Raw genomic sequence first — 7,949 nt, forward strand, 5'->3', positions numbered from 1 at the left:
GTGGATGGGTGGATGGGTGGATGGGTGGATGAGTAGGTTAACCACAGTTCTACCTAGAACCTAAAGCCTAAAGCCTAAAACCTAAAACCTGAAGCCTAAAGCCTAAAACCTAAAGCCTATCCCCTAAATTGTCGCCGCATCCTGTAAAATTCAACATAACTCTCGACTTTACCGATCTCAAATATCATCGTAATGAAGCGTCGCCAATTTCTGCAATATAGTACTCTCGCCGCAGCAAGTTTGACTTTTGCCGCTTGTAACAGTCAGGGGAGTACTCATTTTAACCAGCCGCCAGCTAACTTTGGCAAGTTGGAAAAAACCGATCTCCAGATTGGAATCGTATCGAGTTTGGACTGTCTTCCGTTGGTAGTTGCCAAAGAGAAAGGGATGTTTAAAAAGTATGGCTTGAATGTGACGTTAGTCAAGCAGCCGACTTGGGAGCGGGTGCAGCAGGAATTGCATAGCGGCAAATTAGATGCCGTTCAAACTTTATTTGCGGTGCCGCTCTGGGAATATTTTAGTGCTGAAGGGACTAAATCGAGAGCGCAAGCTGAAGAGGCCGAGAAACCGCGTCGTCGCCGCAATCGCAGAGAGCGAGATAATGAGGACAAAGAGAAAAGCAAGAGTAATGCTAATACAGTTGCCTTAATGGGGCTAAATATCAATGGTAATAGTATTAGTCTAGGAGAGAGTGCTTGGAAGGCAGGGTTGCGACCTCGCCAAGCATATAATAGTCTGCATGAAATGCAAGAAAGCTATAACAAATTCTTCCGCGAATTGAAACAACCGCCAGGATTTGCGATCGCACATCCAGCCGCTATGGCAAATTATACTACCCGATATTGGTTGGGGACGATGGGTATCGATGCCGAACGCGATCTGAAATTTGAGGTGTTAGCACCTAATAATATTACCGCTGGATTGGAGAGTGGCAAACTAATCGGTTATGCAACCGACGAATTATTCAACCAGCAAACACTCGCGGATAAAAAGGCATTTACAGCTTCGATCGATCGAGATGTTTGGCACGGACATCCTGAAAAAATTCTGGCATCTTTAGATACTTGGCTGCAAGCTAATCCGATTACGGCTAAAGCAATGATGGCAGCCGTATTAGAAGCTTGTCAATACTGCGATAATCCCAAACATGTTGCCGAACTCGCACCTGTTTTAGGTAAGTCTCAGTATACGGATACTGGTAGTAATAAAAATTGGCAAAAAATTCTGGCTGGAAATTATAATTATGGTGGTTTTGATGGTAAATCTGGTGTGATGAAAGTTCCCGATTTCCAAATATTTCATTTTCAAGCAACTAACTATCTCCAACAACCCAATCATGCAAATTTCCTCTGGCATTCTCACGCTGCTTGGGTATTGACGCAGATGGTACGGTGGCGTCAGCAGCAGCTTACTGAATATCCCAAAAATGCAGATGCTGTCATTAAGCAACTATATCCTACGGCTGCTTATGCAGACATTGCCAAAGCTTTTTGGTTGAATTTACCTAAAGGACAACTCAAAATCGAACAGCCAGAAATGTTTATCGATCGAGTTGCTTTCGATCCAAATAAAGCGGCGGAATATCTGAATGGGTTTGAGTTAAGAGCGTAGGGGAATTGATAATTGATAATTGATAATTGATAAATAAGTAGGATGGGCATTGCCCACCATTTAAATCTAAGCTAGGATAAATTTTTAAGTGCGATCTTGTTAATCTGAATTAACTAAATAACTAAGATGATTAAATTGTATGGTGGTGCGCGGAGTCGGGCTTCGATCGTGCGGTGGTATTTGGAGGAGTTGGCAATTCCGTATGAATTTATTTTGCTAGATATGGCCGGAGCAGAACATCTTCAGCCAGACTTTCTCAAGATAAATCCTTTTGGTAAAGTTCCCGCGATCGTCGATGGCGATTTCGCGCTATTTGAATCTGGGGCGATTTTGTTATATCTGAATCAAAAATATAGTAAAACTGAATTGTCACTAGAACAACAAGCGATCTTTGCCCAGTGGACATTATTCGGTAATTCGACGCTAGCAACTGGAATTTTTGTCGAAGCAAGCCGCGAACGGGAATTGCCTAAATTAATGCCGCCACTTGAAGCTATGCTAGCCAAACATCCTTATCTTTTAGGCGATGAATTTAGCGTTGTAGATGTAGCAGTTGGCTCGATGTTAATCTATATTCCATTGCTGTTGAAATTAGATCTCTCGGCTTATCCCGCAGTTGTTAATTATATCGATCGAATCTCGAATCGCCCCGCTTGCAAAATCGGTATGTCATAGTAGGAATGAGAGTGAGGTCTGACTGTCACTCGCATCTTTACATGGCAATCGCCAAGGGCGTCATCTAATGTTTCGCAAGCTCGAACTATCATCTATCTGGAAATCGCTAATCGATCGCCGATTACCCTGGCAATTAGTGACGATTTTAGGTGTTAGTTTGGGCGTAACAGGGCTAGTTGTAGGTACCAAACATCTCGGCTGGTGGGAGATGGGCGAACTGGCAGCTTATGACAGAAGCGTCCGCTGGCGATCGCCGATTCCACCCGATCCTCGGCTACTAATCGTCGCAATTACAGAAGAAGATCTCGATCGTCTCAAAGTTTGGCCTTTGCCCGATCGCACGATCGCTCAAATTATTCAAAAACTGACAGATCGTAAAGCTAAACTCATCGGCTTAGACGTGTTTAGAGCCAATCCCGTAGAGCCAGGACATGCCAAGCTAGTAGAGATTTGGAAAAAAAACGACCTGATTATTCCCGGCTGTCACCATCGTAACTTGAAAAATCCCGGCATTGCAGGCCCACCAGGCATTCCACCGGAACAATTGGGATTTGTGGATTTGGTGGTCGATCGCGATAGTATCGTCCGCCGTGCCTTATTATTTATGTCTCGCGATCCCAAATCGCCCTGCACCAGCGAAACTAGTCTATCGCTCCAACTCGCCCAAGAATACCTGTTCCGCCAACACAATCTCGGTGGTAGTTTTGACTCAAAAGATCGATTTCAGCTTGGTCCGGCGCATTTTCACCGCCTATCCGGTACTGATGGCGGCTATCAAGATGCCGAGCAGGGCGGATACCAGATTTTACTCGACTATCGGCGGCGACGCGATGCCAAAACTCAAAAAGTGAGTAGTGCTGTAGCACCGATCGTCTCGATCTCAGATCTCTTGAACGATCGAGTCGATCCCAAGTTAATTAAAGATCGGATCGTCCTGATCGGTTCTACAGCTAGCACCCTCAAAGACGAATTTCTCACTCCCTATAGTGCTGGAGCTGCCGCAGATGCCACGATGCCCGGAGTGATGGTACACGCGCAGATTACCAGTCAAATTCTGGGCGCAGTCCTGGATAAGCAGCCATTATGGTGGTTTATTCCCGATTGGGCGGAAGGATTTTGGGTGGGCGGTTGGTGTTTGATGGGGAGCTTCTTGGCTTGGTATATTCGCCATCCAGTCCGCTTATTTGCCGTTACCAGTGGTGCCGCGATGCTGTTAGTGGGCGGATACGCGATCGCTTTTGCAAATTATGGCTGGCTGCCGTTGGTGAGTCCGTTAGTTGGCTTAGTGACGAGTAGTGTTGGTGTGTTAGGTTTGACTAGCTATCGCACGCAACAGCAACAACAAGAAATGGCCAATTTGGCTAGAGAGCAAGAACGTGCCATTGCCGAACTCAAGCTGCTGTTGAGTCAAACAGCTCCCCCCGCTACCGCAGCAGCAACACAGGCATCCCCACTATTATTACCTGCGACAGAAGCTTTAGAAACGACGATGGCTCTGGGCACCGATGGCGACGCCCTGACAGTTTTAGATCGTGCTAATGCTACTGTCAAACAAGACCAAACTCCCAGTCTCGATCGAGTAGTGGGTGCCATGCCACCCAATTATCTGTTGGATGGACGCTACCAAGCCGAATCGACCTTAGGTGCTGGCGGTTTTGGGGTGACTTATTTGGCTCGCGACACCAAACTTCCTGGCAAACCGCAATGTGTCATCAAACAACTAGTCCCCGCCAGACGCGATGCCAATTTTGTTAATTTGGCGCGGCGATTATTTAATACCGAAGCGGAGATTTTATCGAAGTTAGGACACCATCCGCAAATTCCGCATTTATTCGCGTATTTCGAGCATCAGCAAGAGTTTTATCTGGTGCAGGAATTTATCGACGGTACGCCACTCGATCGCGAATTAGAAGGTGCTACCAAACCCTGGAGTGAGGAGCGAGTGCTAGATTTGTTGCGTCAACTGTTACCCGTGTTGGGCTTCATTCACAGCAACTATGCGATCCATCGCGATCTCAAACCAGGAAATATCATTCGCGATCGCACTCGTGGCAAACTAGTAGTCATTGATTTTGGGGCGGTGAAAGAGATTCAACCTCAAGTCCCAGACGAACGGCAAATGACAATCGCGATCGGTACGCGCGGCTATACGCCTCCAGAGCAATTTTCTGGGCAACCTAATTATAGTAGCGATATTTATGCTTTGGGCACGATCGCGATCGAAGCTCTGACCAATACGCATCCTCGATATTTACCCGTCGATGAGAGTACTGGCAACCTCATCTGGCAAGATCGCGCCACTGTCTCGCCCACATTAGCCAAAGTCTTAAATAAAATGGTCGCCTACCACTTTAGAGATCGCTATCAATCGGCAACTGCGGTACTGATGGATTTACCTTGAGCCAATCGATCTCGCCGTCGCCCTAGCAGTCATACCGTCCGATCGTTACCGCCTTCAACAACTAAGGTAGTAAAATTTTCAAAAATTATCTGCTTGCTAAAAACTTTTTGTGAGTAATATAAATATTAGGTTAAGTTAGATTTCTATCAAATGTCTAAAGACAATCCGTTTACCGTAAATGATTATATTCTGTCTTCGCAATCTAAGTACAATCTCCAAGATTATCAAGGTGCATTAGTCGATCTAGACAAAGCGATCGAACTTAAAAATAATTCGTTCGATCTTTATATCAATCGTGGCTTATTGAAAGAGAATAAGCTGCATGACTATTATGGCGCATTGGATGATTACAATATGGCTGCGCAAATAAATCCCAATGCTGCTGTTGTTTATAACAATCGCGGTTTACTCAAACAGAAAAGACTTGATGACTGTAGTGGCGCATTAGATGACTACAGCAAAGCGATCCAGATCAATCCGCAGACTGCTACTGCCTATAAAAATCGTGGATCCCTCAAAGAGAATAGACTTCATGACTATAGTGGCGCATTGGCCGACTATAGTAAAGCGATCGACCTCAACCCCTATTCCGCCGCCGCCTATCGCGATCGAGGGCTATTAAAATACGATAAATTTCAGGATTGGCAAGGCGCATTAGCCGATTACAATCGAGCGATCGAAGTCGATCCTGTCTATGCCGATGCTCACGTTCTCCGTGCGACCCTCAAATACGACCATCTTGCAGATCCAGCTAGCGCAATTAGCGATCTAGAACGAGCGGTAATATTATACAAACAACAATATAACCCGGAAATGTACGAGCTGACGCTCGCCCTCCTCAAGCAATGGCAAAGCAAGTAGCGAGGTATAGTTTTTAGGTAGATAATTTGATTTTTAAATAATTAAGATCTAGTCTATATTTCTGTATACATTCAGTAGATAGTTCTCTCTATATGCTACAGTGACAAAAGTCTATAGTTATTTTAAATTTTAGATAAAGGTAAGTAAAAGAGAATTAGTTTTAAGCTAAATTCTATCGATCGGGATCCCATTAAGCTATTTTATTGGTGCTTTATTCGTTAAAGTCAAAGAAATGAGAAAAATTTTAATTGTTGAAGATAGTCAATCAGAACGAGATTTAGTTATGCTTTATTTAAAAAACAATAACTATCAAGTTATTTCTACAGATAATGCCGAGGATGGCATGGAATTAGCCGCCAATCAAAAGCCAGATGCGATCGTTACAGATATCACCATGGAAGGAATTAATGGCTTTGAGTTTTGTAGATTATTAAAGGCATATCCAGATACCAGTCAAATTCCGATTATCGCTTGTACTGCTCGCGATCGAGATTTAGATCGATTTTGGGGTCAGAAACAGGGTATCGACGTCTACATTACCAAGCCATATTCCGAACAAGAACTAATTACGGCGATCGAATCTGTTGTTAAATAACATTTAAGTGAATAGTGGATAGTGAATAGTGCAAAGTGAATAGTGAATAGTGAATATGGACGCAAGCGTCCTTTCGATTCTTATCCACCCATCTACTTCTATTCTTTTAATCCCGACTCGGCTGTGGGTAAGATACCCAGCTCGATTTGGAGCGATCGCGTCTTGCCTTCTCTACTAATTTGTAATGCAATCTTTTTGCCAACTTGACTAGCTTCTACTTGCTGCTGGACATCACTGGGAGTAACAATAGATCGCTCGGCAACTCGGACGATGACATCTCCCGGACGAATGCCGCCAGATGCCGCTGGCGAATTAGGAATTACTTCCATCACGATCGCCCCCTGCTGGGCAGTTACTTTCGATCGCAAGCTGGGTTCTTTGGCAATTCCGGCTTTGAGTTCGGCTGTCAGGGCAATCATCTGGACGCCTAGATAGGGATGGTTGACTTTACCCGTCGCAAATAATCGATCGGTAATCCGCGTCGCCGCCCGGATCGGGATGGCAAAACCCACGCCCTGAGAGCGATTGCGCACCGTCGTACCAATGCCGATAACTTCAGCACGCGCATTGAGCAAGGGGCCACCAGAATTACCTGGATTGATAGCCGCATCAGTTTGGATAAAATTGACTCGTCGATCGGGAATACCCGCTTGCACACTCGTCCGCCCGAGCGCGCTAATGATGCCAACGGTGACAGAATTATCTAAGCCGAGGGGATTGCCGATGGCGATCGCCCATTCACCTTGAGCGAGGCGATCCGAGTCCCCTAGCTTGACGGTAGGTAAGTTACGCGCGTTGACTCTCAAAACGGCTAGATCTGTTACGCGATCTATGCCAACTACTTTACCTTCTAAAACGCGCCCGCTTTTGAGCGTAACTTTGACGCGCTTGGCTCCCCCAATGACACTAGCAGTGGTAACAATTTTGCCATCTCCACTGACAATAAATCCCGCTCCGCTGCCAGTTTGGCTTTTGTCCTCTAGTAAACTTTCCAAACTCGAACCAGGCGTCCGCCGTTGGCGTAGCCTCCGCTTTGCGGAATCGACTGCTGATGATTGTCGGCTAGAATCGGCAGCATCGATTTTGACTACTGCTGGCCCAATTTTGGCTACAGCGGCGGTGATAAAGTTACTATTATCATATTGGCGCGCTCCTAGCGATTGCCATGGCGCAGCATTATCATCGTCGATCGATCGAGTCAGTGGAGATCGATCTTGCTGGTGTAAATAATTACCGACACTCGCACCAACTCCAGTTCCGGCGATCGCTAATATCGTGCCTATGGCTATTCTTCTGGAGCGGATATCCATAGCGATCGAGTTATAAAAGAGGTATACCTAAATTTTCACCCCGATCTTCAAAATACTCAACCGTCGATTGTCGGGAATTAATACGTTTCTACAATCTGTTTGAGATCTTCTTTACACAACTGGCTACACGCTAATCGTTAGACGCGTTGGCAGGCTACGCCAACGCCAACACGATACAATATAGAGATATCGCTCTACACTAATTTTTTATAGGCGCATGACCGTAGCTACCCCGACCAAAATCCAGTATGAAGCCGTAATTGGGTTAGAAACTCACTGTCAACTCAACACAGCTACCAAGATTTTTTGTAACTGCTCCACCGAATTTGGTGCCGTTCCCAACCACAATATTTGCCCCGTGTGTACGGCAATGCCGGGAGTTTTGCCAGTACTCAATGAGAAAGTATATGAGTATGCTGTCAAAGCGGGTTTAGCTCTTAATTGTCAGATTGCCGCCTATAGTAAATTCGATCGCAAGCAATATTTTTATCCCGAC

General features: G+C 45.4%; 6 protein-coding genes and 1 pseudogene. 6 read left to right on the forward strand and 1 reads right to left on the reverse strand.

The features are described from left to right. Positions 1-192: 192 nt before the first annotated feature. The 5 genes from C7B77_RS18185 (at position 193) to C7B77_RS18205 (ending at position 6,143) form a co-directional block, all read left to right on the forward strand. Positions 193-1,611, forward strand: a complete 1,419-nt coding sequence (locus C7B77_RS18185) for a CmpA/NrtA family ABC transporter substrate-binding protein (RefSeq protein WP_106307935.1) — start codon at positions 193-195, stop codon at positions 1,609-1,611. Positions 1,612-1,737: 126 nt separating this feature from the next. Beyond that, entirely contained in the window at positions 1,738-2,286 is a 549-nt protein-coding gene (locus tag C7B77_RS18190; protein ID WP_106307938.1) for a glutathione S-transferase family protein, read from the forward strand. Between the two features lie 67 nt (positions 2,287-2,353). Next, complete coding sequence (locus C7B77_RS18195) at positions 2,354-4,687, forward strand: CHASE2 domain-containing serine/threonine-protein kinase (protein ID WP_106307941.1); 2,334 nt, start codon at positions 2,354-2,356, stop codon at positions 4,685-4,687. A gap of 150 nt (positions 4,688-4,837) precedes the next feature. Further along, positions 4,838-5,548 carry a tetratricopeptide repeat protein gene (locus C7B77_RS18200; RefSeq protein ID WP_106307944.1) on the forward strand — a complete coding sequence of 237 codons (711 nt, stop codon included), beginning with the start codon at positions 4,838-4,840 and terminating at the stop codon, positions 5,546-5,548. A 232-nt stretch (positions 5,549-5,780) separates the two neighbouring features. Next, on the forward strand, positions 5,781-6,143 hold the full coding sequence (locus C7B77_RS18205) for a response regulator transcription factor (protein WP_106307947.1): 363 nt from the start codon (positions 5,781-5,783) through the stop codon (positions 6,141-6,143). Between the two features lie 98 nt (positions 6,144-6,241). Here C7B77_RS18205 and C7B77_RS18210 read toward each other — a convergent pair whose 3' ends face one another. Further along, on the reverse strand, positions 6,242-7,453 hold the full coding sequence (locus C7B77_RS18210; RefSeq protein WP_106307950.1) for a trypsin-like peptidase domain-containing protein: 1,212 nt from the start codon (positions 7,451-7,453) through the stop codon (positions 6,242-6,244). 217 nt (positions 7,454-7,670) lie between these two features. Between C7B77_RS18210 and C7B77_RS18215 the strand changes: the two are divergent. Beyond that, positions 7,671-7,949 (forward strand): annotated as a pseudogene (locus tag C7B77_RS18215) (Asp-tRNA(Asn)/Glu-tRNA(Gln) amidotransferase subunit GatB); the annotation flags it as partial.

The organism is Chamaesiphon polymorphus CCALA 037 (genome assembly GCF_003003845.1).
GTDB lineage: Bacteria > Cyanobacteriota > Cyanobacteriia > Cyanobacteriales > Chamaesiphonaceae > Chamaesiphon > Chamaesiphon polymorphus.